Source organism: Brevundimonas sp. UBA5866 (genome assembly GCF_002432125.1).
Classification (GTDB): Bacteria; Pseudomonadota; Alphaproteobacteria; order Caulobacterales; family Caulobacteraceae; genus Brevundimonas.
Genome location: NZ_DJFS01000098.1, coordinates 1 through 24,760 on the forward strand (window position 1 = coordinate 1; position 24,760 = coordinate 24,760).

General features: G+C 60.3%; 37 protein-coding genes. 34 read left to right on the forward strand and 3 right to left on the reverse strand.

Annotated features, from left to right (window positions below; translation table 11 throughout):
* The 4 genes from B3H86_RS12815 to B3H86_RS12830 all read left to right on the forward strand — a co-directional run.
* On the forward strand, positions 1-1,220 hold a 1,220-nt coding region (locus B3H86_RS12815; RefSeq protein WP_292054525.1), incomplete at its 5' end, for a GNAT family N-acetyltransferase.
* 2 nt (positions 1,221-1,222) lie between these two features.
* Complete coding sequence (locus B3H86_RS12820; RefSeq protein ID WP_292054528.1) at positions 1,223-2,107, forward strand: transcriptional regulator; 885 nt, start codon at positions 1,223-1,225, stop codon at positions 2,105-2,107.
* 122 nt (positions 2,108-2,229) lie between these two features.
* The gene (locus B3H86_RS12825) at positions 2,230-3,123 is read left to right on the forward strand and encodes a GIN domain-containing protein (protein ID WP_292054530.1); all 894 of its coding nucleotides are present in this window, start codon (positions 2,230-2,232) and stop codon (positions 3,121-3,123) included.
* A gap of 96 nt (positions 3,124-3,219) precedes the next feature.
* Positions 3,220-4,146: a class I SAM-dependent methyltransferase gene (locus B3H86_RS12830; protein WP_292054532.1), complete on the forward strand. Its 927-nt coding sequence runs from the start codon at positions 3,220-3,222 to the stop codon at positions 4,144-4,146.
* 81 nt (positions 4,147-4,227) lie between these two features.
* Here B3H86_RS12830 and B3H86_RS12835 read toward each other — a convergent pair whose 3' ends face one another.
* Entirely contained in the window at positions 4,228-4,980 is a 753-nt protein-coding gene (locus B3H86_RS12835) for a hypothetical protein (RefSeq protein ID WP_292054534.1), read from the reverse strand.
* A gap of 705 nt (positions 4,981-5,685) precedes the next feature.
* Between B3H86_RS12835 and rpsJ the strand changes: the two genes are divergently transcribed.
* The 29 genes from rpsJ to B3H86_RS12980 all read left to right on the forward strand — a co-directional run bounded on the left by rpsJ (position 5,686) and on the right by B3H86_RS12980 (position 21,451).
* A complete protein-coding gene (rpsJ, locus tag B3H86_RS12840; protein ID WP_003164367.1) occupies positions 5,686-5,991 on the forward strand; it encodes a 30S ribosomal protein S10 in 306 nt (101 codons plus the stop codon).
* Positions 5,992-6,012: 21 nt separating this feature from the next.
* The gene (rplC, locus tag B3H86_RS12845) at positions 6,013-6,744 is read left to right on the forward strand and encodes a 50S ribosomal protein L3 (RefSeq protein WP_292054537.1); all 732 of its coding nucleotides are present in this window, start codon (positions 6,013-6,015) and stop codon (positions 6,742-6,744) included.
* Entirely contained in the window at positions 6,744-7,382 is a 639-nt protein-coding gene (gene rplD, locus B3H86_RS12850) for a 50S ribosomal protein L4 (RefSeq protein ID WP_292054539.1), read from the forward strand. The genes rplC and rplD overlap by 1 nt, the downstream gene beginning before the upstream one ends.
* Complete coding sequence (locus B3H86_RS12855; RefSeq protein ID WP_292054541.1) at positions 7,382-7,687, forward strand: 50S ribosomal protein L23; 306 nt, start codon at positions 7,382-7,384, stop codon at positions 7,685-7,687. The genes rplD and B3H86_RS12855 overlap by 1 nt, the downstream gene beginning before the upstream one ends.
* A gap of 4 nt (positions 7,688-7,691) precedes the next feature.
* The gene (rplB, locus tag B3H86_RS12860; protein ID WP_292054542.1) at positions 7,692-8,528 is read left to right on the forward strand and encodes a 50S ribosomal protein L2; all 837 of its coding nucleotides are present in this window, start codon (positions 7,692-7,694) and stop codon (positions 8,526-8,528) included.
* 2 nt (positions 8,529-8,530) lie between these two features.
* The gene (gene rpsS / locus B3H86_RS12865) at positions 8,531-8,809 is read left to right on the forward strand and encodes a 30S ribosomal protein S19 (RefSeq protein WP_292054543.1); all 279 of its coding nucleotides are present in this window, start codon (positions 8,531-8,533) and stop codon (positions 8,807-8,809) included.
* Positions 8,810-8,812: 3 nt separating this feature from the next.
* Positions 8,813-9,193: a 50S ribosomal protein L22 gene (rplV, locus tag B3H86_RS12870; RefSeq protein ID WP_292054545.1), complete on the forward strand. Its 381-nt coding sequence runs from the start codon at positions 8,813-8,815 to the stop codon at positions 9,191-9,193.
* Positions 9,193-9,939 carry a 30S ribosomal protein S3 gene (gene rpsC, locus B3H86_RS12875; RefSeq protein WP_292054549.1) on the forward strand — a complete coding sequence of 249 codons (747 nt, stop codon included), beginning with the start codon at positions 9,193-9,195 and terminating at the stop codon, positions 9,937-9,939. Before rplV ends, rpsC begins: the two co-directional genes overlap by 1 nt.
* A 7-nt stretch (positions 9,940-9,946) precedes the next feature.
* Positions 9,947-10,384, forward strand: coding sequence for a 50S ribosomal protein L16 (gene rplP, locus B3H86_RS12880; RefSeq protein WP_292054551.1), 438 nt, complete (start codon positions 9,947-9,949; stop codon positions 10,382-10,384).
* A complete protein-coding gene (rpmC, locus tag B3H86_RS12885; RefSeq protein WP_242914278.1) occupies positions 10,384-10,578 on the forward strand; it encodes a 50S ribosomal protein L29 in 195 nt (64 codons plus the stop codon). Before rplP ends, rpmC begins: the two co-directional genes overlap by 1 nt.
* 10 nt (positions 10,579-10,588) lie before the next feature.
* Positions 10,589-10,831 (forward strand): 30S ribosomal protein S17, encoded by a 243-nt coding sequence (gene rpsQ, locus B3H86_RS12890; RefSeq protein ID WP_292043435.1) that lies wholly within the window; start codon positions 10,589-10,591, stop codon positions 10,829-10,831.
* A gap of 18 nt (positions 10,832-10,849) precedes the next feature.
* Positions 10,850-11,218: a 50S ribosomal protein L14 gene (gene rplN, locus B3H86_RS12895; protein ID WP_167178083.1), complete on the forward strand. Its 369-nt coding sequence runs from the start codon at positions 10,850-10,852 to the stop codon at positions 11,216-11,218.
* Between the two features lie 2 nt (positions 11,219-11,220).
* Entirely contained in the window at positions 11,221-11,529 is a 309-nt protein-coding gene (gene rplX, locus B3H86_RS12900; RefSeq protein ID WP_292054555.1) for a 50S ribosomal protein L24, read from the forward strand.
* Positions 11,529-12,086 (forward strand): 50S ribosomal protein L5, encoded by a 558-nt coding sequence (gene rplE / locus B3H86_RS12905; RefSeq protein ID WP_292054557.1) that lies wholly within the window; start codon positions 11,529-11,531, stop codon positions 12,084-12,086. The genes rplX and rplE overlap by 1 nt, the downstream gene beginning before the upstream one ends.
* 19 nt (positions 12,087-12,105) lie before the next feature.
* Positions 12,106-12,411: a 30S ribosomal protein S14 gene (gene rpsN, locus B3H86_RS12910; protein ID WP_292054560.1), complete on the forward strand. Its 306-nt coding sequence runs from the start codon at positions 12,106-12,108 to the stop codon at positions 12,409-12,411.
* 15 nt (positions 12,412-12,426) lie between these two features.
* Positions 12,427-12,825: a 30S ribosomal protein S8 gene (rpsH, locus tag B3H86_RS12915; RefSeq protein ID WP_292054562.1), complete on the forward strand. Its 399-nt coding sequence runs from the start codon at positions 12,427-12,429 to the stop codon at positions 12,823-12,825.
* Between the two features lies 1 nt (position 12,826).
* Complete coding sequence (gene rplF / locus B3H86_RS12920; RefSeq protein WP_292054563.1) at positions 12,827-13,360, forward strand: 50S ribosomal protein L6; 534 nt, start codon at positions 12,827-12,829, stop codon at positions 13,358-13,360.
* Between the two features lie 3 nt (positions 13,361-13,363).
* Positions 13,364-13,720 carry a 50S ribosomal protein L18 gene (rplR, locus tag B3H86_RS12925; protein WP_292054566.1) on the forward strand — a complete coding sequence of 119 codons (357 nt, stop codon included), beginning with the start codon at positions 13,364-13,366 and terminating at the stop codon, positions 13,718-13,720.
* A gap of 13 nt (positions 13,721-13,733) precedes the next feature.
* Positions 13,734-14,333, forward strand: coding sequence for a 30S ribosomal protein S5 (gene rpsE, locus B3H86_RS12930; RefSeq protein WP_292054567.1), 600 nt, complete (start codon positions 13,734-13,736; stop codon positions 14,331-14,333).
* A 3-nt stretch (positions 14,334-14,336) separates the two neighbouring features.
* Complete coding sequence (gene rpmD / locus B3H86_RS12935) at positions 14,337-14,531, forward strand: 50S ribosomal protein L30 (RefSeq protein ID WP_292054569.1); 195 nt, start codon at positions 14,337-14,339, stop codon at positions 14,529-14,531.
* A gap of 219 nt (positions 14,532-14,750) precedes the next feature.
* The gene (gene rplO / locus B3H86_RS12940; protein ID WP_349679862.1) at positions 14,751-15,344 is read left to right on the forward strand and encodes a 50S ribosomal protein L15; all 594 of its coding nucleotides are present in this window, start codon (positions 14,751-14,753) and stop codon (positions 15,342-15,344) included.
* A 146-nt stretch (positions 15,345-15,490) separates the two neighbouring features.
* Positions 15,491-16,870: a preprotein translocase subunit SecY gene (gene secY, locus B3H86_RS12945; protein WP_292054570.1), complete on the forward strand. Its 1,380-nt coding sequence runs from the start codon at positions 15,491-15,493 to the stop codon at positions 16,868-16,870.
* Positions 16,871-16,897: 27 nt separating this feature from the next.
* Positions 16,898-17,458: an adenylate kinase gene (locus tag B3H86_RS12950; RefSeq protein ID WP_292054573.1), complete on the forward strand. Its 561-nt coding sequence runs from the start codon at positions 16,898-16,900 to the stop codon at positions 17,456-17,458.
* Between the two features lie 359 nt (positions 17,459-17,817).
* The gene (locus B3H86_RS12955) at positions 17,818-18,288 is read left to right on the forward strand and encodes an energy transducer TonB (RefSeq protein WP_292054575.1); all 471 of its coding nucleotides are present in this window, start codon (positions 17,818-17,820) and stop codon (positions 18,286-18,288) included.
* 154 nt (positions 18,289-18,442) lie between these two features.
* Entirely contained in the window at positions 18,443-18,811 is a 369-nt protein-coding gene (rpsM, locus tag B3H86_RS12960) for a 30S ribosomal protein S13 (protein ID WP_292054577.1), read from the forward strand.
* 16 nt (positions 18,812-18,827) lie between these two features.
* The gene (gene rpsK / locus B3H86_RS12965) at positions 18,828-19,217 is read left to right on the forward strand and encodes a 30S ribosomal protein S11 (protein ID WP_242914264.1); all 390 of its coding nucleotides are present in this window, start codon (positions 18,828-18,830) and stop codon (positions 19,215-19,217) included.
* A gap of 84 nt (positions 19,218-19,301) precedes the next feature.
* A complete protein-coding gene (locus B3H86_RS12970) occupies positions 19,302-20,321 on the forward strand; it encodes a DNA-directed RNA polymerase subunit alpha (RefSeq protein ID WP_292054579.1) in 1,020 nt (339 codons plus the stop codon).
* A gap of 122 nt (positions 20,322-20,443) precedes the next feature.
* A complete protein-coding gene (rplQ, locus tag B3H86_RS12975) occupies positions 20,444-20,860 on the forward strand; it encodes a 50S ribosomal protein L17 (protein WP_292054581.1) in 417 nt (138 codons plus the stop codon).
* 114 nt (positions 20,861-20,974) lie between these two features.
* Positions 20,975-21,451 carry a GNAT family N-acetyltransferase gene (locus B3H86_RS12980; RefSeq protein ID WP_292054582.1) on the forward strand — a complete coding sequence of 159 codons (477 nt, stop codon included), beginning with the start codon at positions 20,975-20,977 and terminating at the stop codon, positions 21,449-21,451.
* A gap of 3 nt (positions 21,452-21,454) precedes the next feature.
* Here the strand turns inward: B3H86_RS12980 and B3H86_RS12985 are convergent, their stop codons facing one another.
* Both B3H86_RS12985 and B3H86_RS12990 read right to left on the reverse strand, forming a co-directional pair.
* A complete protein-coding gene (locus B3H86_RS12985) occupies positions 21,455-22,303 on the reverse strand; it encodes an ABC transporter permease subunit (protein ID WP_292054584.1) in 849 nt (282 codons plus the stop codon).
* A complete protein-coding gene (locus B3H86_RS12990) occupies positions 22,293-23,207 on the reverse strand; it encodes an ABC transporter ATP-binding protein (RefSeq protein WP_292054586.1) in 915 nt (304 codons plus the stop codon). Before B3H86_RS12990 ends, B3H86_RS12985 begins: the two co-directional genes overlap by 11 nt.
* Positions 23,208-23,330: 123 nt before the next feature.
* Here B3H86_RS12990 and B3H86_RS12995 point away from each other — a divergent pair, with 123 nt between their 5' ends.
* The gene (locus B3H86_RS12995; RefSeq protein ID WP_292054587.1) at positions 23,331-24,599 is read left to right on the forward strand and encodes an ectonucleotide pyrophosphatase/phosphodiesterase; all 1,269 of its coding nucleotides are present in this window, start codon (positions 23,331-23,333) and stop codon (positions 24,597-24,599) included.
* The last annotated feature ends 161 nt before the right edge of the window (positions 24,600-24,760 follow it).

Consider the following 24,760-nt stretch of genomic DNA (forward strand, 5'->3'; position numbering starts at 1 on the left):
CGTCAGTGACGACAGACAAGATGCCCCCCTGGTCCGCCAGGGGGGCGTTTTTGTTTCCGGCGTTTGGATTTTGGTTGGAATTAAACTTTACAGTGTTCGTCAAACGAGTGGGGGCTCGGGGAATGGTACGAAAAGCGGATATCATGCGCGTGGATGCGCTATCCGCAGAGGATGTCGCGCGTTGGCGCGCGTGGCAGCTGCAAAACAGAGACTTCCATAACCCCTTCTTCCACCCGGATTTCACACGCGCGGCAGCATCGGCCGTGCCGGGGGTGCGGATGGCCCGCATCAGTGAAGGACAGGAGATCATCGGATACTGGCCATTCCAGATCCGTAGTGGGACGGTCTATCCGGTCGCAGCGCCGATGAATGACTACCACGGGGTCATCACAAAGGACGGCGTATCCATTGACCTTGAGGAACTCACCCGACTGCTGGGGGCGCGGAGGATCAGTGTGAACAGCTGGGTCGGCCAAAGTCGGCTGCCACAGCGTCAAACCTGCCAGGTGTTTTTGGGTGAGGGGGGGTACGAGGCCTGGTTCGCAGCGCAGCGAACAAGCTTTCCTAAATATTTCAAAGACAAGATGCGTAGCCTGAGAGGGATGGAGGCAAACCTTGGTCCCGTTCAGGTCAAAACCCGACAGCGTGATCCGCACCTGCTGGATCAGTTGATCGCACTCAAGAGTGCGCAGTACGGCTCAAGCGGTCTGCACGATATTTTTGGCGTCCAATGGACGCGGAAACTGCTGGCAGAGCTATTGAAATCCGACACAGGATTGCAGGCATCGATTGCGACGCTTCATGCCGGAGAGCGCCTGCTGGCTCTGGAGCTCAGCCTTCATGCTGACGGGGTCTGGCATTTCTGGTTTCCCGCTTATCTGATGGAGGGGGCCAGATATTCGCCCGGCATATGGTTAAGTCTTGAAACCATCCGCATAGAGAGCGAAACTGGGATTTCAGAGTTCGATTACGGCTTCGTCGGTGAAGCCTATAAGAAGTATTTCTGTAACCAGGTCCGTGAGGTCACCGAGGGGGTGGCAGGCAGACCCGGTTGGATTGACCGATTGGTGCCTGTGATAGGCAGCCCCGCGACAGCCCGCAGTGCCAGACACCGCTGGGCCGCCATCGAGGCTGTTGAAACAGATTGGGTAGGCCGCGCGCGGGGAGTAGCGCGCGCGGCATCTAGTTTTGTCACACGCCAACGGACGGGGGAGTCCTGAGAGTGAGCACTTGGCAACAGGGAAGGGCCCTTGGCCCTATCCAGAAATGTGCTGTCTTCAGCCACGGACTGGAAAGCGCGGACTTTACCAGTGACGAGGCCTTGGCTGCGCTGTTGGATCGATATCCATCCGAACTGATTGATATCAATGAGTATAGCTATGACGCCAATGGTCAGGTGAGCCTGCGCGCCGGTGCACGCGGTGACCTGAGTGGCTGTGAACTGCTGGCGGCGGTGCGGCAGTCGCGGCTCTGGATCAATCTGCGCGGTATCGAGGACCAGTGGCAGCCTTTGTGGGCACGGGCCAGCGATGCTTTCAGCGATATCGCCGCGGCCTATCCCACCATGCGGGCGATAAAGCGGGCCGGGCAGCTGATCATTTCGTCTCCTGCGACGCGGGTGCCCTATCATTTCGATCCCGCAGGTGTGGTGCTGTTCCATATGCGGGGCATCAAGCGCATGTTCGTCTATCCCGCTGACGAAACCCATCTGCCCGAGAAGGCGATGGAAGGTGTCGTGGCCCGCCGTAGCACCGAGGAACTGCCCTATGACTTGGGCTTCGAGTCGGATGCGCAGGTTTTCGAGCTGCACCCCGGCGAGGCACTGGCATGGCCGCTCTATTCGCCGCACCGCGTCGAGAACGTGGACGGCCTGTGTGTCAGCCTTTCGATGGAGTACCAGACCTGGGAAAGCCGTGCCCGTACAGGCGCGCTTTATACCCATGCCTATCTGCGTGAGCGGGGGCTGACACCGCCATCGGTCGATAGGGTGAAGGGGGCCAGTCTGGCATTGAAATGGGCCGTTTCGGTACCGCTGCGACGCCTGCGTGTACTGGGCAACCGGATTGGCGAAATCCCGCGCGAGTTCGTGCCTGAAACAGGCCGGTAATCCGGACGTGCGAACTGACCCCAAGATTAAAAGGGCTTCATGACAGGCTTTTAAGCGGACTTTGGCCGGTGACTGGGCCAGCATGGTTTCAAGAGACAAGCCAAGCCGAAGGAACCAAGGCTATGACCAAACCCGTTAGCATCGTTTTTGCTGCCGCTGCTGGTGCCGTTCTGTTCGGCGGCGTTGCCAGCGCCCAGAGCGTCCGTGTCGAGAACGCCATCGCCCGCGTGGTCTATATCCCGGAGAACCGTTCGGATGTGGATGTCGAAGTCCAGAACGGCTCTGCCAACCTGCCGCCGCTGGATATCCGCCGCAGTCAGGGTGTGGTGACGATTAATGGCAATATCAGCCGCAACACCCGTCGTGTGCGTTCGCTCAACTGTCAGGACGGCCGCACCTCTCAGCCGCCGTCGCGTCCGGGTGAAGGGGCCTATGCATCGGTGCCTGGCATGTCGCGGGTTGCGCTGTCCGATGCGCCCTTGATCATCATCCGCGGTCCGCGTGATGCCAACATCGGCACCGATGGCGCTGTTCACGGTGCCATTGGCCGAGGGGCTAACGATGTGCGTTTGACGTCGTCAGGCTGCGGTAACTGGGTGATCGCCAATGTGACGGGCAACACCGATGTGAACATCGGCGGTTCGGGCGACATCTGGTCAGGCGCGACCGAGAGCTTGCGTATCAATATTGGCGGTTCCGGCGATGTGCGGGCAACGACGGTCAAAGATCTGCGCATTCGCATCGGCGGCTCTGGCGATGTGAATGTCCAGAGGGCTGAGGGTGACGTCTCCATCAGCGTTGCCGGGTCGGGCGATGTCGAAATCGGGGATGGCCGGATCAATACCCTGCAGGTGAACATTATGGGTTCAGGCGAGGTTGAGGTCGGCGGTGTCGTCAACGATGTGTCTGCGACCGTCGCCGGCTCGGGTGATGTGGTCGTGCATCGTGTGACGGGAAATGTCAGCCAGCGCGTACTGGGCTCAGGCAAGGTTAGAGTGCTGAACCGCAACAGATAACTGGTGACACGGCTGTAAATTCCATTGATAGCCAAGCTTGCCCCAGTCATATAGTCAAGTTCGAAGAATATCGATTCTTGATGGTTGGGGGGAGCTATGGGCCATATGGGTAAGTTCGAGGCCGCTTTGAGACAGATATCCGGTGGGGATCATCTCTGGGGGGAGCACCTCAAATATATTCTGAGCGGTAACGAGCGCGGCGCAGAGATCGTAGACAAGATGGTCAACCATTTTGTCGGCCCTCTTGAGGGGCGCCGTGTTCTGGATATCGGCTGCGGTTATGGTGGCGTGTGCATTTCGGCAGCCAAGCACGGAGCTTTTGCCCGTGGCATCGAGGTCGGTTCGTCAGAGCTTGAGCACTTTCAACTGAACCTCGAGGACAACGGTGTTAAGGATGTGGTCAACATCACCTTTGGCGACGCGGACGACATCGAGTTCATGGCGTCGTTGGGCAAATACGATCTGGTTATTTGCGACAATGTGCTCGAGCATGTCCCGGACAGCCATCGTCTGATCTACACGATTGCAGAGGCGATGAATGAACAGTCGCGCTGCTATGTGACTGTTCCGAACTATCTGTCGCTGGGGCAGGTGTTGATGGAGTGCCACAACCGCGAGTTTGGCCTGTCACTGCTGAACAGGTTCGACGCGCAGGAGCTGTACGAGGCGCGTGGCCACTATGGCCGCTACTCGGTCGGTGACTATTTCGACTACAACCAATATCTGGCGCTGTTTGCGATCAATGGCATCAATGCCGTGAATATCGTGCCTATTGCGCGCGATGACCAAGCGATGGCCGAGGCGCTGGATCTGCTGGCGCAGATCAAACAGAAGCGCGCCAATATGCGCGATGACATCGCGATAGAGCGCCGCGCGGCAGAGTATGTCGATCACTACATCGATCGCGTAGAGCGCCGTCTGGTGGAATTGGAGCGTTCGCCCACCGAATGGCGTCGTGTGGAGTTCTTCCGCGACTTCATGGTCCAGCGTTTTGACTTCGTAGGCCAGATCCGGACCTACTAGGTTTTAAGGCAGGCACAAAAAAGCCCCGGAGGATATCCTCCGGGGCTTTTCCGTGTGTCTTACGACCTAACCAAGCAGAGCTTAGTTGAAGAACGGAACGAACACGTTGTTGCTCAGGTCCATACGGGCACCGGCGCGGTCACGGGCTTGCAGGCCACCGCCGAAGCTGTAGCGCACGCCGATCTTGATGGCGTTGTCTTCCATGCCCAGGTCGTCCGAGTCCGTGTAGGTGTACGAACCGTAGACAGCGTACGGCGAGTTGGCGAACTGGTACTCGGCGCCGATGGTGCCGGCGATGGCGTCAACGTCTTCACGACCGAAGTCAGCGTTCTGGTACGAAACGCCAGCGTTCAGGCGCAGGTCCGAGGTTGCGTAGTAAGCAACGTCAGCCTTCACGGTGTAGATGTCGGCGTCGTAAACCGAGCCGTACGAAGCCACGCCCGAAACGGTAGCGCGGTCGAAGTACTTCTGGGCGACGGCACCGATGGTGTTCAGGGTCGAACCCGGCATTTCCGAAGCAGCGTAGAAGCCGCCGACGCGGTACGAACCGATGACCTTGGTCAGGGCAGCAGCGCCCGACAGGTTGGTTTCGCTGGCAGCCAGGTCCGATTCAACGTTGGTGACAGCTGCTTCGGCGGTCACGGTCCAGTCACCGAAGATCGGGGTAGCAACAGCGCCTTCCAGAGCGAAGGCGTCGGTGTCGATGCCCTTGACCGAAGCGATGTCGGTGTCGCTGTACTTGTACGAAACGCTAGCCGAACCAGCGGTTTGAGCCATTGCCGGAGCGGCGATCAGGGCAGCAGCAGCAGCCGAAACGAAGAAAACGGTTTTCATTATTTTTGTCCTTTTGAGACTTGGAAGCGACCTGTCCGGGGAGGAAAGGGCGTCTGGAGCGCACTTAGTCTCAAAACCGCATTTCTGCTGTAACGAACTTGTCATTATTGCGTCTGTGTTAGCAGCATGTTGCGCCAAGGTTACGCATTACGGCAATATTACGTCGTTATCCGACGTTTGGGCGAACAATCATTCTTTAGTGCCGATTTGTCGTCACAGTTCGCCTTAGCCGTTAAGTGATTTTAACTATATGCCCCTGGATCGCCCTGCGGGAGCTGCTGAATGGCAGGCTGTCGAGAAGATTGTTTTGGAAACAAGTTTTTCACCAATGGCCCTGAGGCGAGTCGCAAATGGCCAAAATGGGGTCTTGAAAAGTGGGGGGAGGGGCGGCTATGAGGCGTCAACTCATGAGGCTCAAACACTTATGGGACTTGGGATTTGGTGCTTGACCCGAATGGATTCGGAAGGCATAAGCACCACTCTTGTTGGACCGGCTGTGCATCTCCGGATGCAGACGCGGTTCGCAGGGACGACCTAAGTTACTGTTCTTTTTGCAGCTTCTTGGGATTTTTTGGCTCAGACGGGGAACCGTGTGGGCCGTTCGTTTTTGCGGATTTGCGTTCCCTGGGGTTTAGGCCCTGAGGCTTCGGTCTTTGAAATGGTTCACAGGGACGCGGCTCCGGCCGCATGGGAATAACAACCGATATGGATCAAAGCATCCGCATCAGGCTCAAGGCCTTCGATCATCGCGTCCTCGACTTCTCGACGCGCGAAATCGTCAACACCGCTAAGCGCACGGGCGCGACCGTTCGTGGTCCGATCCCGCTGCCGACCCTGATCGAGAAATTCACCGTGAACCGCTCGCCGCACGTCGACAAGAAGTCGCGCGAGCAGTTTGAAATCCGCACGCACAAACGCGTGCTCGATATCGTCGACCCCACCCCGCAGACTGTGGACGCGCTGATGAAGCTCGACCTGTCGGCTGGCGTGGACGTCGAGATCAAGATCTAAAGAAAGAAGAGGCGGGATCCGATGCGCACGGGCGTGATCGCCAAAAAGCTGGGTATGACCCGCGTGTTCGCCGATGATGGTGCACACGTGCCGGTTACTGTACTCCAGCTCGACGGCTGCCAAGTCGTCGGCCAACGTACCAAGGAACGTGACGGTTACGTCGCGCTCCAACTGGGCGCTGGCTCTAAGAAGGCCAAAAATACGGCCAAGCCGCAACGCGAAGCTTTCGCGAAGGCTCAAGTTGAACCCAAGGCATACGTGACCGAGTTCCGCGTGAACGAGGATGCCCTGCTGGAAGTCGGTGCCGAACTGTCGGCTGACCACTTCGTCGCAGGTCAGAAGATCGACGTCCAAGGCCTGACCATCGGTAAAGGTTTTGCCGGTGCGATGAAGCGTTGGAACTTCGGCGGTCTGCGTGCCACGCACGGTGTGTCGGTTTCGCACCGTTCGCACGGTTCGACGGGTAACCGTCAAGATCCGGGCCGTACGTTCCCGGGTAAGAAGATGGCTGGTCACTACGGCCAGGAAACTGTCACCCAACAGAACCTCACCGTCGTCCGCGTTGACGCTGAGCGTGGTCTGATCCTGGTCAAGGGCGCTGTCCCGGGCCACGACGGCACCTACCTCAAGGTAACCGACGCTGTGAAGAAGGCTCGTCCGGCTGAAGCCCCGTTCCCGGGTGCTGTGAAGTCGGCTGCTGCTGCCGAAGCTGCTGCTCCGGCCGTTGAAGCCAACGAAGGCGGTGAAGCGTAATGAAACTCTCTGTCATCAAACTCGACGGCAAGGCTGCTGGCGACGTTGAGCTGTCGGACGCCGTTTTTGGCCTGACCGACATCCGCGGCGACCTGCTGGCCCGTACCGTGAACTGGCAGCTGGCCAAGCGTCGCGCTGGCACGCACAAGGTTCAGACCCGCAACGAGAACTCTCGTACGGGTAAGAAGATGTACAAGCAAAAGGGCACCGGCGGCGCTCGTCACGGTTCGCGCCGTGCACCGCAGTTCGTCGGCGGTTCGCGCGCCTTCGGTCCGGTTGTCCGTGACCACGGCTTCTCGCTGCCGAAGAAGGTCCGCGCCCTGGCTCTGCGTCACGCCCTGTCCTCGAAGGTCAAAGCCGGCGATCTGGTTGTCGTTGACAACCTGACCGTCAAGGAAGCCAAGACCGCAACCCTGCGGGCCACCTTCGGCAAGCTGGGCTGGACCAAGGCTCTGATCATTGCTGGTCCGGAAGTTGAAACCAACTTCGGTCTGGCTGCTCGCAACATCCCGCACATCGACGTCCTGCCGAACGCCGGCCTGAACGTCTATGACATCCTGCGTGCTGACAAACTGGTGCTGACCAAGGCTGCTGTTGAAGCAATCGAGGCGCGCTTTGCTGAGAAGGAAGCCGCATAATGGCCGCCGCTCAACCTACCGCTAAGCACTACGACACCATCCTGAGCCCGATCATCACCGAGAAGGCCACGATCCTGTCGGAACAGAACAAGGTCGTCTTCCGCGTTGCCGGTACCTCGACCAAGGACGAAATCGCTGCTGCGGTTGAAGCCCTGTTCAAAGTCAACGTCCTCAAGGTCAACACCCTGGTTCAAAAGGGCAAGACCAAGCGCTTCCGTGGCATCAACGGCCGTCGCGTGGACATCAAAAAAGCAATCGTGACGCTGGCTGAAGGCCAGTCGATCGACGTGACGACGGGGCTCTAATCAGATGGCTCTGAAGCATTACAATCCGACGTCGCCGGGCCGCCGCGCCCTGGTGCTGGTTGACCGTTCCGAGCTGCACAAAGGCCGCCCGGAGAAGTCGCTGACCGAAGGCCTGACCAAGTCGGGCGGTCGCGGTCAAGGTGGTCGTGTTGCTGTCCGCTTCCGCGGCGGTGGCGCGAAGACCCTGTACCGTAAGATCGACTTCAAGCGTCGCAAGTTCGACGCTATCGGCACCGTCGAGCGCCTGGAGTACGACCCGAACCGTACGGCTTTCATCGCTCTGGTGACCTATGCCGACGGTGAGAAGACCTACATCATCGCTCCGCAACGCCTGAAGGCTGGCGACACCATCGTCGCTGGCGAAAAGGTTGACGTGAAACCGGGCAACGCGATGCCGCTGCGCTCGATGCCGGTCGGCACCATCATCCACAACGTGGAGATGAAGCCGGGCAAGGGCGCTCAGCTGGCCCGTTCGGCTGGTGCTTACGCCCAGCTGGTCGGTCGCGACCAAGGTTACGCTCAGATCCGTCTGGGTTCGGGCGAACTGCGCATGGTTCTGGACGGCTGCATGGCTACCGTTGGTGCCGTGTCGAACCCGGACCACATGAACCAAAACCTCGGTAAGGCTGGCCGCAAGCGTCACATGGGCTGGCGTCCGCACGTCCGCGGTGTTGCCATGAACCCGATCGACCACCCGCACGGTGGTGGTGAAGGTCGTACCTCGGGCGGTCGTACTCCGGTTACGCCGTGGGGTAAGGACACCAAGGGTACCCGTACTCGCAAGAACAAGGCCACGGACAAGTACATTATCCGTAGCCGTCACGTGAAGAAGGCTCGCTAAGAATGGCCCGCTCCTCCTGGAAAGGCCCGTTTGTCGACGGGTATCTGCTCAAGAAGGCCGACGCCGCTCAATCGTCGGGCCGTAAAGATGTGATCAAGACCTGGTCGCGTCGCTCCACCATCCTGCCGCAGTTCGTCGGTCTGACCTTTGGCGTTTACAACGGCCAGAAGCACGTTCCGGTCTCCGTCTCGGAAGAGATGGTTGGCATGAAGTTCGGCGAGTTCGCGCCGACCCGTAACTTCCCGGGTCACGCTGCGGACAAGAAGGCCAAGAGGAAATAATCCATGGCCCAGACCAAGAACACCCGTCGTGTTGCTGCGAACGAAGCCCGCGCTAAGCTGGTCAACGTTCGCATCAGCCCTCAAAAGCTGAACCTGGTGGCCGCATCGATCCGCGGCCTGCCGGTGCAAAAGGCTCTGAACGAGCTCGAGTTCAGCCGCAAGCGCATCGCCATCGACGTTCGCAAGGCCCTGTATTCGGCCATCTCGAACGCCGAGAACAACCACAACCTCGACATCGACAACCTGGTCGTTGCCGAAGCTTATGTTGGTAAGAACCTGGTGATGAAGCGTTTTGCGAGCCGCGCTCGTGGTCGCTCGTCGCGCATTCTGAAACCGTTCAGCGAACTCACCATCGTGGTTCGTGAAGCAGGTGAGGCCGCCTAATGGGTCAGAAAATCAATCCGATCGGTCTGCGCCTCGGCGTGAACCGCACGTGGGACAGCCGCTGGTTCGCCGGCGGTGCTGACTACGCCAAGCTGCTTCACCAAGACCTGAAGCTGCGTGCGTGGCTGAAGGAACGTCTTTCGGCTGCTGGCGTCGCCCGCGTCATCATCGAGCGTCCGCACAAGAAGTGCCGCGTGACGATCTACGCCGCCCGTCCGGGTGTCGTGATCGGCAAGAAGGGCGCTGACATCGACAAGCTGCGCAAGGACATTGCGGCCCGTACCGAAGGCGAAGTTCACCTGAACATCGTCGAAGTCCGTAAGCCGGAAACCGACGCCCAGCTGATCGCTGAAAACATCGCTCAGCAACTGGAACGCCGCGTGGCTTTCCGTCGCGCTATGAAGCGTTCGATGCAATCGGCCATGCGTCTCGGCGCAAAGGGCGTTCGTATCAACGTTTCGGGCCGTCTCGGCGGTGCTGAAATCGCTCGTATGGAATGGTACCGTGAAGGTCGCGTTCCGCTTCACACCCTGCGTGCCGACATCGACTACGGCTTCTATGAAGCTAAGACGACCTACGGCATCATCGGCGTGAAGGTCTGGGTCTTTAAGGGTGAAGTGCTCGAGCACGACCCGATGGCTCAGGACAAGCGTTGGGCCCAGGAAGCCTCGGGTCCGTCGTCCAACGAAGGCCGTGAACGTGGTCCCCGCGGTGATCGCGGTCAGCGTCGCGGTCGTGAGGGCTGATTAGACCATGCTGCAACCTAAAAAGACCAAATACCGTAAGGCCTTTAAGGGCCGCATCAGCGGTTCGTCGAAGGGCGGCTTCTCGCTGAACTTCGGTTCGTACGGCCTGAAGGCACTGGAGCCGGAACGCATCACTGCTCGTCAGATCGAAGCGTGCCGTCGTGCCGTCACCCGCCACATGAAGCGTCAAGGCCGCGTGTGGATCCGTATCTTCCCAGACCTGCCGGTCACCGGCAAGCCTGCCGAAGTTCGTATGGGTAAGGGTAAGGGCGCCGTGGATTACTGGGCCGCTCGCGTGGCTCCGGGCCGCATCATGTTCGAAATCGACGGCGTGCCGGACGATATCGCTCGTGAAGCTCTGCGTCTCGGCGCAGCCAAGCTGCCGATCCGTACCAAGGTGGTCACCCGCCTGGATGCCGGCATCGTAATGGAGCAAGCCGCATAATGACCAAGATCGCTGATCTCCGGTCGCAAACCGTCGACCAACTGTCCGAAGAGCTCCTGAAGCTCAAGAAGGAACAGTTCAACCTGCGCTTCCAAGCGGCTACCGGCCAAATGGAAAAAACCCACCGCGTGGGTGAAGTGCGCAAAGATATCGCTCGCATCTCCACGCTTCTGCGTGAGAAGCGCGCTTCGTAAGGAAACGAATATGCCCAAGCGAATTCTCGAAGGCGTGGTCGTGTCCGACAAGGGCGACAAAACCGTCGTGGTCAAGGTGGAGCGCACGCTGCTCCACCCGGTTCTGAAGAAGACGGTTCGTCTTTCGAAGAAATATCACGCGCACGACGAAGCCAATGCCCTCAAGGTCGGCGACGTCGCTCGCATCGTCGAGTGCGCCCCCAAGTCCAAACTGAAGCGCTGGGAAGTCCTTTCCCCGGCTTCGGCCTCGTAATCAGAAGGATCTGATCTTATGATCCAGATGCAAACTAACCTGGAAGTGGCCGATAACTCGGGCGCCCGCCGGGTCATGTGCATCAAGGTGCTCGGCGGTTCTAAGCGCCGCTACGCCTCGATCGGCGACACCATCGTCGCCTCTGTGAAGGAAGCAATCCCGCGCGGTCGCGTTAAGAAGGGTGATGTCGTTCGCGCCATCGTCGTTCGCACCGCCAAGGACATCCAACGCAAAGACGGTTCGGTCATCCGCTTTGACAAGTCGGCTGCTGTCATCGTCAACAAGTCCAACGAGCCGGTTGGCACCCGTATCTTCGGCCCGGTTCCGCGTGAGCTTCGCGCTAAGAACCACATGAAGATCATCTCGCTGGCTCCGGAGGTCCTGTAACCATGGCTGCCAAGATCAAAAAGGGCGACAACGTTGTCGTCCTGACCGGCAAGGATAAGGGCCGCACCGGCAAGGTGCTCAAGGTCCTCCCGGCTGAGAACCGCGTCGTCGTTGAAGGTATCAACATGGTTCAGCGCCACACGCGCCCGACCCAAGCTGATCCGCAAGGCGGCATCAAGAACAAGGAAGCCTCGCTGCACCTGTCGAACGTCGCCATTGTCGACGCTAACGGCAAGGCAACCCGCGTCGGCTTCAAGGTTGAAGGTGACCAAAAGGTCCGCTTCGCCAAGACGACCGGAGACGTCATCTGATGGCTACCGAGAAATACACCCCGCGCCTGAAGACCGAGTACGTTTCGCGTATCCGTTCGGTCATGAAGGAAAAGTTCGGTTACACGAACGAAATGCAGGTCCCCAAGCTGGACAAGATCGTCCTGAACATGGGTATCGGTGAAGCTGTTGCTGACTCCAAGAAGGCTACTGCAGCCCTCAAGGATCTGACGGCCATCGCCGGTCAGAAGGCCGTTGCCACCAAGGCCCGTAACTCGATCGCTGGCTTCAAGCTGCGTGAAGGTATGGTCATCGGCGGTAAGGTCACCCTGCGTGGCGACCAAATGTACGAGTTCCTGGACCGGTTCATCACGATCGCGCTGCCGCGCGTGAAGGATTTCCGTGGTCTGAAGGGCACCTCGTTCGACGGTCGTGGCAACTACGCCACCGGTCTGAAGGAGCACATCGTGTTCCCGGAGATCAACTACGACCAGATCGACCAGATGTGGGGCATGGACATCGTCGTTTGCACCACGGCCAAGACCGATGAGGAAGCCAAGGCTCTCCTCACCGAGTTCAAGTTCCCGTTCGTGAACTGATCGGGAAAGGGAAAGAACAATGGCTAAGAAAAGCGCCGTAAACCGTAACGAAGCCGTCAAGGCTCTGGTTGCGAAGTATGCCGCGAAGCGTGAAGCCCTCAAGGCGATCGCTAACGACGAAAGCCTGCCGCTGGAGGAGCGCTTCGAAGCTCGCCTCAAGCTGGCAGCCCTGCCGCGTAACTCCGCTCCGACCCGTATTCGCAACCGTTGCGAAGTCACGGGCCGTCCGCGGGCTTACTACCGCAAGCTCAAGATGAGCCGTGTCGCTCTGCGCGAACTGGGCAACCTGGGTCAAATCCCGGGCCTGACCAAGTCGAGCTGGTAAGGGGAACGAACAGTTATGATGATCAACGATCCCCTGAGCGATATGATCGCTCGCATCAAGAACGCTGCGACCCGCAAGCGTTCGAAGGTGCTCACCCCGGCTTCCCGCCTGCGCCAGCGCGTCCTGGACGTGCTGCAGTCGGAAGGCTACATCCGCGGCTACAACCTGGTTCAAAACCCGGGTGAGTTCCCGCAGTTCGAGATCGAGCTCAAGTACTTCGACGGCCAGCCGGTGATCGCAGAGATCGCCCGCGTGTCGAAGCCGGGCCGTCGCGTCTATTCGGCCATCGGCGATCTGAAGCCGGTCAAGAATGGTCTCGGCATCTCGATCCTTTCGACTTCGAAGGGCGTTATGTCTGACGCCGCTGCCCGCGACGCTAACGTCGGCGGCGAAGTCCTGTGCAGGGTCTACTGATATGTCTCGTATCGGCAAGAAAACCATCACCGTGCCGAAGGGCGTGACTCTCACGCTCAACGGCCAGGACATCACCGTGAAGGGTCCGAAGGGCGAACTGTCCTGGACCGTGGCCGAAGAAATCGAGGTCAAGCAGGAAGGCGACGAGCTGACCCTGACCCCGCGTTCGGACAGCCAACGCGCAAACGCTATGTGGGGCCTGTCGCGCACCCTGGTCGCCAACATGGTGACCGGTGTGACCGACGGCTTCGAGAAGACCCTGGAACTGGTCGGCGTGGGTTACCGCGCCGCCCTGAAGGGCAACGCTCTGTCGTTGCAACTGGGCTTCTCGCACGACGTGGACATCGCTCCGCCGGCTGGCATCACCTTCGCTGTGCCGAAGCAAACCGAGATCAAGATCTCGGGCATCGACAAGCAAGCCGTTGGTGAAATCGCCGCAGTCATCCGCAAGATGCGTCCGCCGGAACCCTATAAGGGCAAGGGTGTGCGCTACCAGGGCGAAACCGTCCGACGCAAGGAAGGCAAGAAGAAGTAAGTCATGGCTCTTTCTCTTCAACAACAAGCCAAGCGTCGCGCAGAGCGCAACCGTCGTCGTCTGCGTGCAGTCGCCAACGGCCGCCTGCGTCTGTCGGTTTACCGTTCGGACAAGAACATCTCGGCACAGATCATCGACGACTCGAAGGGCATCACTGTCGTTTCGGCTTCGTCGCTGGAAGGTGGCAAGGGTTCGAAGGGCTCGGACGTCGCAGCCGCTGCCAAGATTGGCAAGCTGATCGCCGAACGTGCCATCGAAAAGGGCGTCAAAGACGTCGTTTTCGACCGCGGTGCCTACATCTATCACGGCCGGGTCAAGGCGCTGGCGGAAGCCGCGCGCGAAGCCGGTCTGAACTTCTAAGGGAACGACAGACATGGCTCGTGAACCCCAACGCGGCGGCGGCGATCGCAATCGTCGCGACCGCAACGCTCCGGCAGTAGACGCTGCTGAAAGCGACATCATCGAGAAGCTGGTACACATCAACCGTGTTGCCGCGACCGTTAAGGGTGGACGTCGTTTCTCGTTCGCTGCCCTGATGGTTGTCGGTGACGGCAAGGGTCGTGTGGGCTTCGGTCATGGCAAGGCACGTGAAGTGCCGGAAGCCATCCGCAAGGCGACCGAAGAAGCCAAGAAGACGATGATCCGCGTTCCGCTGCGCGAAAACCGCACTCTGCACCACGACGGCAATGGCCGTTGGGGCGCTGGCAAGATCATGATGCGCGCTGCACCTCCGGGTACCGGCGTCATCGCAGGTGGTCCGATGCGTGCCGTCCTCGAAACCCTCGGCGTTCAAGACGTCGTGGGCAAGTCGACCGGCTCGTCGAACCCCTACAACATGATCCGCGCAACCTTCGAAGCTCTGAAGGTTCAGTCGTCGCCGCGTCAGATTGCTGCCAAGCGCGGCAAGAAGGTCGCTGACCTGATGGGCCGCCGCAACGATGGTGCTTCGGCACCGGAATCTGTGGAGGGCTAATCAATGGCCAAGAGCGAAAAGAAGACCGTGACCGTTCGTCAGGTTGGCAGCCCGATCCGCCGCAAGGCAGATCAGCGCGCAACCCTGATCGGTCTGGGCCTGAACCAAATCGGCCGTGAGGCTACCCTGGAAGATACCCCGGCTGTCCGTGGTATGATCGCCAAGGTCGCCCACATGGTTGAAGTGGTCGAAGCCTAAAAGCTCAGACGCCCTTCCTCGGAAACGGGGAGGGGCGTTTTGCTTATTAAGGGGGCTCTGCATCGGATGGTGCAGGGCCTTCTTTCGTTCGGTCGCATACCAAGATTTGCGTTTGCGTCTTGCAGTGCGCCAGCGGGTCGCCTAGAAGCGACCCTTCGTTTTTAAACGCCGAGTCAGCCGCATTGCGTCTGGCGCTTAGCACCCGAAAGGATCAGGCACATGAAACTGAATGAAATCCGCGACAATCAAGGCGCACACAAAGCCCGTCTGCGCGTCGGCCGTGGCCCGGGTTCGGGCAAGGGCAAGACCGCTGGCCGTGGCGTCAAGGGTCAGAAGTCGCGTTCGGGCGTCGCTATCGGCGGCTTCGAAGGCGGTCAAATGCCGCTGTACATGCGTATGCCGAAGCGTGGCTTCAACAATGCAAACGCTCTGAAGCTGGCTGAAGTGAACCTGTGGCGCATCCAGGAAGCCATCGACGCCGGCAAGCTGGACGCCAAGGCTGAGATCAACGGTGCCGCTCTGGTCGCCGCTGGCGTGATCCGTCGTGAAAAAGACGGCGTCCGCGTTCTGGGCGAAGGCGAACTGAAGGCCAAGCTGAACCTGGTCGTCTGGTCGGCAACCTCGGGTGCCATCAAGGCCATCGAAGCTGCTGGCGGCAAGGTCGAGCAACAGCGCATCGAAGCTGAAGCCAAGGCTGCTGCCCGCGTTGCCAAGCGCGAAGCTGCCAAGGGCAAGGCTCCGGAGCCCAAGGCTCCGAAGGGCGACGCCAACAAGGTGTCGGCTCGCGCCAAGCGCACGGCTGCCAAGGCCTAATAGCTAGTTCGTCATCCCGAATTCGCTCCGAAACGGGCGTAATTCGGGATCTTCTCGGATAGGGATGACGATTTTTCGAAAGCGGCTCTCGCATGGGGGCCGCTTTCACCTTATCTGATGACACGAATATTCGTGGGGACCATCTGATGGCTTCGGCCGCCGAACAACTCGCAGCAAATATGAACATGGGCTCGTTCGCCAAGGCGACCGAGCTGCACAAGCGCCTGCTGTTCACGCTGGGCGCCTTGCTTGTTTATCGCCTGGGCACTTACGTGCCGATCCCGGGCATCAATTCGCAAGCCTTCCTCCAGTTCTTCCAGAACCCGGACGGTCAGCGCGGCATCCTGGACATGTTCAACATGTTCTCCGGTGGCGCGGTCGAACGTATGGCTGTGTTCGCACTGAACGTGATGCCCTACATCTCGGCCTCGATCATCGTCCAGCTGATGGGCGCGGTCTATCCGCCGTGGGAAAAGCTGAAGAAAGAGGGCGGCGAGGCCGGCCGCAAGCAGCTGAACCAATACACCCGCTATCTGACGGTTGTTCTGGCGCTGGCACAGTCCTTCGGTATCGCCGTAGGCCTGAACGCCTCGCAGGGCCTCGTTGACAGCCCGGGCCTGTTCTTCATCGCGACTACGGTCGTCACCCTGACGGGCGGCACCATGTTCCTGATGTGGCTGGGCGAGCAGGTGACGGCCCGCGGTGTCGGTAACGGTATCTCGCTGATCATCTTCGCCGGTATCGTCGCGGTCCTGCCGGGCACGATCGCCCGTCTGCTGGGTCTGGCCCAGCAAGGCCAGATGTCGGCCTTCGCCCTGATGGGTCTGGCCATTCTGGCCGTGGCGACCGTCATGTTCATCGTCTTCATGGAACGCGCCCAGCGCCGTCTTCTGATCCAGTATCCGAAGCGTCAGGAAGGCAACCGCGTGACCGGTGGCGAACGTTCGTTCTTGCCGCTGAAGGTGAACACCGCCGGTGTTATCCCGGCCATCTTCGCCTCGTCGCTGCTGATGCTGCCGACCACGGTGGCCCAGTTCACCGCGACGGCCAACCTGCCGGAGTGGATGGCATGGCTGCCGGTCGTGACGGCCCAGCTGACGCACGGCAAGCCGGTGTTCATGGTGCTTTATGCCGCCCTGATCATCTTCTTCTGCTTCTTCTACACCTCGATCACCTTCAACCCTGAAGAGACGGCCGAGAACCTGCGCAAATACGGCGGCTTCCTGCCGGGTATCCGTCCGGGCAAGCGCACTGCAGAGTATCTGGATTATGTGCTGACCCGTCTGACGGTCATCGGCGCGGCCTACATCACCGCCGTCTGTCTGTTGCCGGAGTTCATGGTCGCAGGCATGGGTAATGCCATGTACTTTGGCGGTACCTCTCTGCTGATCGTGGTGTCGGTGACGATGGATACGGTTTCGCAGATCCAGTCCCACCTGCTGGCTCACCAGTACGAGGGTCTGATCAAGAAGGCGAAGCTGCGCGGCCGTGGCGGTCGTGGCGGCACGCCGGTTGTGCGTCGCTAAGGTTCAGGTGCTGGGGATAATCTGACTATGAATCTGATCCTTTTCGGACCGCCGGCTGCAGGCAAGGGCACACAGGCCAAGCGCCTGGTCGAAACCCGCGGCATGGTTCAGCTCTCGACCGGCGACATGCTGCGTGCAGCGATCGCTTCGGGCTCGGAGCTGGGCCTCAAGGTCAAGGACGTGCTGGCTCGCGGTGACCTCGTCACCGACGAGATCGTCATCGCCCTGATCGAAGCCCGCCTGCCGGAAGCCGAGGCTGCTGGCGGCGCCATCTTCGATGGCTTCCCGCGTACGGTGGCCCAGGCCGAGGCTCTGGACGCCATGCTCGAAAAGCGTGGCAGCCAGATCGACGCCGTGGTCCGCCTCAAGGTTGACGACGCCGCTCTGACCGAACGCATCACCAAGCGCTTTGAGGACCAGGGCCGTGCTGACGACAATCCTGACACCTTTAAGGATCGTCTGGCCGTCTACAACGCCAACACCGCTCCGCTGCTTCCGTACTACGAAGCGCAGGGCAAGCTGACTGAAGTGGACGGTATGGGTGATATCGCCACGGTGGCCGCGGCCATCGACGCGGCTCTCGCCTAAGACGTTCAGCCAGCCTTCAGGCTCGGTCATGCAGTTTAAGGGTCGATGCATTGGCATCGGCCCTTTTTCTTTGCCTTGTGCGTTTATGCAGGATGCCGTCACTGGAAACACGACCGAGCCGTTGGACTAGCACGCCACGCCGATGGACACGTATCGCTGCGGTCGCAGGGGTGATTGTCCTGCATGGCGGATTGGGGCTGTTGGTCGGGCGTTGGACGGTAGATGCGCCGCCGACGGTTTCCGTTCCGTCAATCCTGGTCGATCTGGTTCCGCCGACGGTTCCGCCTCCTCCACCGCCTCCGCCCCCTGAAAGGCCGACGCGGACGGAAGGGGGAGGGGCACCGGCCTCGACCTCGGCTGTGCGTATACCGCCGCCCCGTCCCAATCCTCCGCCGCCAGAGGTGCTGGCCCCGCCGACGCCTACGCCCGATCCCCCCTTGGTTGTCGGCGTGGCTCCCGAGGCTACGCCCTCGCCCGGCATGGGGCAGGGCGGCGAGGGGACTGGCACAGGACGCGGCCGTGGCAGCGGTTCAGGCGATGGTGACGGTGGAGGCCCGCGCATCATCCGCGGGCCGACCCAGAATGAACTTCGCGCCCTGCACCCCCGTGAGGCTTTTCGAAAGCGTCAGGGTGGATCGGTTCTGTTGGCCTGTCGTCTGGGTGCGGACGGGCGGTTGAGTGGATGCCGCGTCGCAAATGAATCGCCGCGCGAGATGGGATTCGGCACAGCAGCCCTTGCAGCCGCGCAGTATTTCCGCTTTCGTCCTGGGACCCGCGATGGCCGCCCCATCGATGGGGCAGAAATCCAAGTCGGGGTTGAATGGCCTTAGGAAACTTTCTGTTAATCCCTCTTTCCCGCCAGCAAGCGTTGACGGGAAAGGAATCCCATGTATAAGGGCGGTCTTCCGCGAAGGGCGCACACGTTCCAGGTTTGTTAACCGGAACGGTTTTTTGCGTCTGACTAACGCGTACCTGGAGAATTTCGTGGCCCGTATCGCTGGCGTCAACATTCCGACCAACAAGCGCGTTGAAATCGCGCTTCAGTACATTCACGGCATTGGCGCGCACACCGCCAAGGAAATCACTGCGAAGGTAGGCATCGAGCCGGCCCGTCGCGTGAACCAACTTTCCGATGCCGAAATCCTGCAAATCCGTGAAACCATCGACCGTGATTACACCGTCGAGGGCGACCTGCGTCGCGAAACCTCGATGAGCATCAAGCGTCTGATGGACCTGGCCTGCTATCGTGGCCTGCGTCACCGTAAGGGCCTGCCGGTCCGCGGTCAGCGCACGCACACGAACGCACGCACCCGCAAGGGTCCGGCCAAGCCGATCGCCGGCAAGAAGAAGTAAGAGAGAGGCCTGAGCTATGGCTAAGGAACCGGGTCGCGTAAAGCGCCGCGAACGTAAGAACATCACCTCGGGCGTCGCCCACGTGAATGCCTCTTTCAACAACACCATGATCACGATCACCGATGCCCAAGGCAACGCGATCTCGTGGTCGTCGGCTGGTCACATGGGCTTCAAGGGTTCGCGTAAGTCGACCCCGTATGCTGCCCAGATGGCTGCCGAGGATGCTGGCAAGAAGGCTGCTGAACACGGCGTCAAGACCCTCGAAGTCAACGTCTCGGGTCCGGGTTCGGGCCGTGAGTCGGCGCTGCGCGCTCTGCAAGCTGTTGGCATGACGATCACCACCATCCGTGACGTCACCCCGATGCCGCACAACGGCTGCCGTCCGCCCAAGCGTCGTCGCGTCTAATCGCCGCCTGACTCTTTTCTTGCTGGCCCCTACTAGCCTGAGTGCACACAGGTGGGGTCAGCGAAACCCGTTCGAGGGACACTAATGATCGAAAGAAACTGGCAAGAGCTGATCCGTCCCGAGAAGCCCCAGGTCGAGGCCGGCTCTGACCCGCAGCGCAAAGCGCGTCTGGTCGCCGAACCCCTCGAGCGTGGCTTCGGTGTGACGCTTGGCAACGCGCTTCGTCGCGTTCTGCTGTCTTCGCTTCAGGGCGCAGCAGTCACCGCCATCCAAATCGACGGCGTTGTCCACGAGTTCTCCTCGCTGGAAGGCGTTCGTGAGGACGTTGTCGACATCGTCCTGAATATCAAGCAACTGGCTCTCCGCATGCATGCGGAAGGTCCGAAGCGTATGACGCTGCGCGCCACCGGCCCCGGTGTCGTGACCGCAGCTCAGATCGATGTCCCGGCCGATATCGAGGTCCTTAACCCGGATCACGTTATCTGCACGCTGGACGACGGTGCTTCGATCCGCATGGAACTGACCGTCCAGAACGGTAAGGGCTATGTCGCAGCCGAGTTTAACCGTCCGGAAGACGCCCCGATCGGCCTGATCGCGGTTGACGCCCTTTACTCGCCGGTCAAGCGCGTTGCCTATCGCGTCGAGCCGACCCGTCAAGGTCAGTCGCTGGACTATGACAAGCTGATCCTCGAGATCGAGACGAACGGTGCGGTTTCGCCGGTTGACGCAGCAGCCTTCGCTGCTCGCATCCTGCAAGACCAACTGCAGATCTTCATCACCTTCGAAGAGCCGACCAAGGCTGTCGAGCAGTCGGACGGCAAGCCCGACCTGCCGTTCAACCCGGCCCTGCTGAAGAAGGTGGACGAACTGGAACTGTCGGTTCGTTCGGCCAACTGCCTGAAGAACGACAACATCGTCTACATCGGTGACCTGATCCAGAAGACCGAGGGCGAAATGCTTCGCACCCCGAACTTCGGCCGCAAGTCGCTGAATGAGATCAAGGAAGTGCTGGCGACCATGGGCCTGAGCCTCGGCATGGATGTGCCGAACTGGCCGCCGGAAAACATCGAAGATCTGGCCAAGAAGTTCGACGACCAGATCTGATCATCAACCCTCCGCCCAGGTCCTTAAGCAGGATTGGTTGGGGCGGTTAGAATGAGAGGCCCTAGGTCCTTCGCCCACATAGAGTTCGGGCAGGAAACCAGGGTTGAGTAGGAGAGACCCCGATGCGCCACGGCGCCGCCTATCGTAAGCTCGGCCGTACGGTCAGCCACCGCCAGGCCATGTTCGCCAACATGGCTGCCTCGCTGATCAAGCACGAGCAGATCACCACCACCCTGCCGAAAGCGAAGGAACTGCGTCCTTTCGTCGAGAAGCTGGTCACCCTCGCCAAGCGCGGCGACCTGCACGCTCGTCGTCAGGCCATCAGCGCCGTTCGTGATGTGCCGCAAGTCGGCAAGCTGTTCGACACCCTGGCTGCTCGCTATGCAGACCGCCAAGGTGGCTACATCCGCATCATGAAGGCTGGCTTCCGTCACGGCGACAACGCCCCGATGGCCGTCATCGAGTTCGTCGATCGCGACGTCTCGGCCAAGGGCAAGGACTCCGGTCCGGTTGTCGAGATCGAAGGCGACGAAGCTTAATCTTCGTTCCCTGATCTAACTGATCCCAAGGGGCGGTTGGCCGTATGGCCAGCCGCCCCTTTGCGTATTCGGCACCGGCTTGCCTGTTATGCGGTTTCTCGACATAGAACCGGGATGGCCAAGCTTCAGTATTGCGTTGTTCCGTATCGTCCTGCCCACGCGTTGGCGTGGCGACAGCTCAATGAGGCCTGGATCCGTGAGGGCGGCTTTGCGCTGGAAGCCAAGGACAGGGCTGTTTTGTCCGATCCGCAGGCGACTGTTCTCGACAAGGGCGGGTACATCTTCATGGTCGAAGACCCGGAAGGCGTGGTCGTAGGTTGCTGTGCGATCCAGAAAATGGACGACGGGGGCTATGAGCTGGCGAAGATGACCGTCGCGCCGTCCGCGCGGGGTCTGGGTCTGTCAAAAATCCTGATCCAATCATGCGAGGACAAGGCCCGAGAGCTTGGGGCATCGCGGCTGTATCTGGAAACGAACTCCGGACTCAAACCTGCGCTGAAACTCTATGAAAGCTCTGGCTTCACCTATCTGCCGACACGAGAGACGCCTTATGCCCGTGCGGACGTGTTTATGGAAAAGCCTCTGGGTTGAGGGCTATTCCTTCGACAGGTCCTGTCTTTCGAAGACCCAGACAGCGAGCGCGGGCGGCAGGGCGAGCCACAGCCCGAGGCCGATGATCGCCTTGACGGTCGTCGCGGCAGTCACGGGTCCTCCTGCAAGCGCGGTCTGCAAAGCGCCATAGGCCTTGGCCGGGAAGAGGAGAAGGGTGCGCCATTGGTCGTCAGTCCAGCCAAAGGCGAACAGCATTCCCGCGACCATGAATGTGCCGACCGAGAGGGCCAGCGGAAGCACATAGCCTCCGAAAACCGAGCGCGTCATCACACCGGCCAGCACCGCCAATCCGGCTATCTGTATGGTCCTGAGCCACGATACGACGAACATGGCCACTGTTGCCAAGGCCTGTTGGAAGTCAAAGCCGATAGCGAGGGGGCGGTTTTCCAGACTGGCGCTGATGATGCGTCCGATGGTTTCGCACAGCAGGAACAGCCCCAGCGGAATAAGGGCGATGATGGCAATGGCGATCGCCTTGCCCAGTATCAGATTGCGGCGGCTGTTACGCGGTCGGATCAGGCGCCAGCTTTCCCAGCGATAGTCCGATGCCGCAATGACGGCGGCGGCGAAAAGGAAGAAGGCCAGTAGATTGGCACCGGCCAATTGTGCCGTCTGGTCGGTGATGACGTCGCCGATATTCAGTGGGCTTTTGACCAGGCCCAGATTGGCGGGAAGATCCTGTGTCGCCTTGGATAGAGAGGTCTGCAGAAATTGGCGGGCGAATATGCCCGTTAGCGCAGACCCCAGCGGTATGACCAGCAGGCCCCATAACCATGCTGTCGTATTGCGTGAAAAACGGAAGAGTTCGGCGCGAACGGCATCAAGCAGCATTCGAGGCGTCCTGTGTCTGCGGCTCGCCCAAGGTCTCGGACATAAACACAGCCTCCAGATCTCCGCCGACCCAGCGTGCCTCCATGATATCGATGTCGTTGCTGACCAGATGGCGGATCAGGGCCGCGGTATCCTCGCGGCGGATATTCACCAGCACGGCATCGCCAACGATCTCGGCGGCTTCCCCCACGATGGCCTTGACCCTGAGGAGAGGGGAGGCCTCAAGGTGGAGATATTCCGTCGCGCCGGTCAGGTCGCTGACCTTGCCTTCGGCAGCCAGTTTCCCCCGATTGAGAATGGCGACCCGATCACAGATGCGCTGGACCTCGAGCAGCTGGTGGCTGGCCAGAATGACGGTCACGCCGTCGTTCTCAGCGAGGTCGCGGATGACAGAGCGCATCTCGTGGATGCCGGGCGGGTCCATACCGCTTGTGGGTTCATCCAGAATGACAAGGTCTGGACGGTTCATCAGCGCCGCCGCGACGCCGAGGCGCTGCATCATCCCCACGGAAAACCCGCGAACAGGCCGGTCCGCCGCATCGGCCAAACCGACGCGCCTGATCCAGTGATCCATATCGATGGACCCGACCTGACCATGCGCGGTCGCCAGCCACAACAGACTGTCGCGGGCCGTGAGATAGGCCGGATAGCGCGGCGTCTCGATCATCGAACCGATGCGACGCAGGGTCTCCGTATGGCTGATCGGAAAACCCAGCATGCTGCCACTGCCGCCGGTCGGATGGACGAGGCCAAGCAATATGCGGAAAAAGGTCGATTTTCCCGCGCCATTGGGGCCTAGAATTCCGTAAACGCCGCCTTGGGGGATTTCCAGCGACAGCGCATCCAGTGCGCGGACGTCACCAAAGGATTTGGTGAGTCGATCAACTGATATAACAGCGTTCATATTTGTAGACTGAAGCCACTTCAGCTTCGCCGCAAGCGCTATAATCGCGCAACGGTGTCTTCAACCTGTGACACAAACGGCTTAGCAGTATCGCCGGTTTAATGAGTCGCCGGAGTAAAAAGCATGGCCACCCCCTCGATGTTGCGTAATCTTTTGCTGGGTTCAGCAATGGGGTTGGGTCTTCTGGTCGGCGGGTGTGCGACCGGTACGGTGCAAAGCCAGGGGACGGCTGTTGTCGCCCGGGCCCAAGCCGAGCAACCGACCACAGTCATTCTGGTGTCGATTGATGGTTTCCGTGCGGAATACCTTAACCGCGGCATTACGCCGAACCTGTCGCGTCTGGCGGCAGAGGGGGCGTCGGGCGCGATGAAGCCGTCCTTCCCGACGGTGACCTTTCCCAACCACTACACACTGGTAACGGGCCTGCACCCCGATCACCACGGCATCGTCGGCAACAATATGCGTGATGCCGAACTGGGTTCGTTCTCTCTGGGGAACCGTGCGGCTGTTACCGACCGCCGCTGGTGGGATGACGGCGAGCCGATCTGGGTGACGGCAGAAAAACAGGGCATTGTGACAGGCACCATGTTCTGGCCGGGCTCCGAGGCCGATGTGCGCGGCGTTCGTCCGACCCACTGGGCGGTGTTCGACCAGTCCATGCCGGGGGATGTGCGTGTCGACCGCCTGCTGGAATGGCTGGACCTGCCGCAAGAGCAGCGTCCGCGTCTGAACACCCTGTATTTCGATCTGGTGGACACAATGGGCCACCGCCACGGGCCGGATTCCGCCGAGGTAACCGAAGCGATCGTATCTACCGATGCCAGCATCGGCCGTCTGATGGAGGGCCTGAAGGCGCGCGGTCTGGACAAGAATGCAGTTGTGCTTGTGGTGTCGGACCACGGTATGGCCGCGACGTCACCCGATCGTGTCAGCTATCTGGATGAGCGTGTCGCTGCCGATGCCCTGAACGTGGTCTATTCCGGTCCAGTGGCCTTTGTGAACGCCGCTCCGGGCCGCGACGCCGAGGTCGCTTCTGCCATTGTCGGCAAGCATGACCATTATGAGTGCTGGCGAAAGGCCGATATTCCGGCACGCTTTGCTCTGGGTACGCACCGCCGCGTGACAGATTTTGTCTGTCTGGCCGAGAATGGCTGGCTGGTCGGGACCAGTGACCGCCGTATGACCCGTCCGGGCGGTGCGCATGGCTATGACAATGAGTGGTCGGACATGCACGCCATCTTCATCGCCCACGGCAAGGGCGTGGCGGCTGGCCGACAGCTGCAGAACATCGACAGTGTGGATGTGCAGCCCTTGCTGGGCCGTCTGCTGGGCATTGAAGTGCCAAAGGGCGACGGCAATGCCGCGGATACCTTGCCGGTGACGCAGAACTAAGTCACGGCGCGGTCGTTACCCGATAGGGACGGGCGGTTGGGTTTCCGACCGCCCGTTTTTTCATGCGCGGCACCTAATGGGGCCGGGACGGCTTCGAGGCTGGCGACTTGAAGGGGCGGGCGGGTTCTCTAAATGACAATAGAAAACCGGCGGTTCGCAGC

Coding starts and splice junctions, on each gene's coding strand:
- B3H86_RS12855 (WP_292054541.1), top strand. CDS start 7,382: ATGGCCGCCGCTCAACCTACCGCTAAGCACTACGACACCATCCTGAGC.
- B3H86_RS12985 (WP_292054584.1), bottom strand. CDS start 22,303: ATGCTGCTTGATGCCGTTCGCGCCGAACTCTTCCGTTTTTCACGCAAT.
- rplO (WP_349679862.1), top strand. CDS start 14,751: ATGAAACTGAATGAAATCCGCGACAATCAAGGCGCACACAAAGCCCGT.
- B3H86_RS12970 (WP_292054579.1), top strand. CDS start 19,302: ATGATCGAAAGAAACTGGCAAGAGCTGATCCGTCCCGAGAAGCCCCAG.
- rplR (WP_292054566.1), top strand. CDS start 13,364: ATGGCTCTTTCTCTTCAACAACAAGCCAAGCGTCGCGCAGAGCGCAAC.
- rpsC (WP_292054549.1), top strand. CDS start 9,193: ATGGGTCAGAAAATCAATCCGATCGGTCTGCGCCTCGGCGTGAACCGC.
- rplE (WP_292054557.1), top strand. CDS start 11,529: ATGGCTACCGAGAAATACACCCCGCGCCTGAAGACCGAGTACGTTTCG.
- B3H86_RS12995 (WP_292054587.1), top strand. CDS start 23,331: ATGGCCACCCCCTCGATGTTGCGTAATCTTTTGCTGGGTTCAGCAATG.
- rplN (WP_167178083.1), top strand. CDS start 10,850: ATGATCCAGATGCAAACTAACCTGGAAGTGGCCGATAACTCGGGCGCC.
- rpsN (WP_292054560.1), top strand. CDS start 12,106: ATGGCTAAGAAAAGCGCCGTAAACCGTAACGAAGCCGTCAAGGCTCTG.
- rpmC (WP_242914278.1), top strand. CDS start 10,384: ATGACCAAGATCGCTGATCTCCGGTCGCAAACCGTCGACCAACTGTCC.
- B3H86_RS12835 (WP_292054534.1), bottom strand. CDS start 4,980: ATGAAAACCGTTTTCTTCGTTTCGGCTGCTGCTGCTGCCCTGATCGCC.
- B3H86_RS12825 (WP_292054530.1), top strand. CDS start 2,230: ATGACCAAACCCGTTAGCATCGTTTTTGCTGCCGCTGCTGGTGCCGTT.
- rplX (WP_292054555.1), top strand. CDS start 11,221: ATGGCTGCCAAGATCAAAAAGGGCGACAACGTTGTCGTCCTGACCGGC.
- B3H86_RS12990 (WP_292054586.1), bottom strand. CDS start 23,207: ATGAACGCTGTTATATCAGTTGATCGACTCACCAAATCCTTTGGTGAC.
- rplP (WP_292054551.1), top strand. CDS start 9,947: ATGCTGCAACCTAAAAAGACCAAATACCGTAAGGCCTTTAAGGGCCGC.
- rpsH (WP_292054562.1), top strand. CDS start 12,427: ATGATGATCAACGATCCCCTGAGCGATATGATCGCTCGCATCAAGAAC.
- rplV (WP_292054545.1), top strand. CDS start 8,813: ATGGCCCAGACCAAGAACACCCGTCGTGTTGCTGCGAACGAAGCCCGC.
- B3H86_RS12830 (WP_292054532.1), top strand. CDS start 3,220: ATGGGCCATATGGGTAAGTTCGAGGCCGCTTTGAGACAGATATCCGGT.
- B3H86_RS12950 (WP_292054573.1), top strand. CDS start 16,898: ATGAATCTGATCCTTTTCGGACCGCCGGCTGCAGGCAAGGGCACACAG.
- rplQ (WP_292054581.1), top strand. CDS start 20,444: ATGCGCCACGGCGCCGCCTATCGTAAGCTCGGCCGTACGGTCAGCCAC.
- rpsE (WP_292054567.1), top strand. CDS start 13,734: ATGGCTCGTGAACCCCAACGCGGCGGCGGCGATCGCAATCGTCGCGAC.
- rplC (WP_292054537.1), top strand. CDS start 6,013: ATGCGCACGGGCGTGATCGCCAAAAAGCTGGGTATGACCCGCGTGTTC.
- rplD (WP_292054539.1), top strand. CDS start 6,744: ATGAAACTCTCTGTCATCAAACTCGACGGCAAGGCTGCTGGCGACGTT.
- rpsJ (WP_003164367.1), top strand. CDS start 5,686: ATGGATCAAAGCATCCGCATCAGGCTCAAGGCCTTCGATCATCGCGTC.
- rpsS (WP_292054543.1), top strand. CDS start 8,531: ATGGCCCGCTCCTCCTGGAAAGGCCCGTTTGTCGACGGGTATCTGCTC.
- rplB (WP_292054542.1), top strand. CDS start 7,692: ATGGCTCTGAAGCATTACAATCCGACGTCGCCGGGCCGCCGCGCCCTG.
- rplF (WP_292054563.1), top strand. CDS start 12,827: ATGTCTCGTATCGGCAAGAAAACCATCACCGTGCCGAAGGGCGTGACT.
- rpsK (WP_242914264.1), top strand. CDS start 18,828: ATGGCTAAGGAACCGGGTCGCGTAAAGCGCCGCGAACGTAAGAACATC.
- B3H86_RS12980 (WP_292054582.1), top strand. CDS start 20,975: ATGGCCAAGCTTCAGTATTGCGTTGTTCCGTATCGTCCTGCCCACGCG.
- rpsQ (WP_292043435.1), top strand. CDS start 10,589: ATGCCCAAGCGAATTCTCGAAGGCGTGGTCGTGTCCGACAAGGGCGAC.
- rpmD (WP_292054569.1), top strand. CDS start 14,337: ATGGCCAAGAGCGAAAAGAAGACCGTGACCGTTCGTCAGGTTGGCAGC.
- secY (WP_292054570.1), top strand. CDS start 15,491: ATGGCTTCGGCCGCCGAACAACTCGCAGCAAATATGAACATGGGCTCG.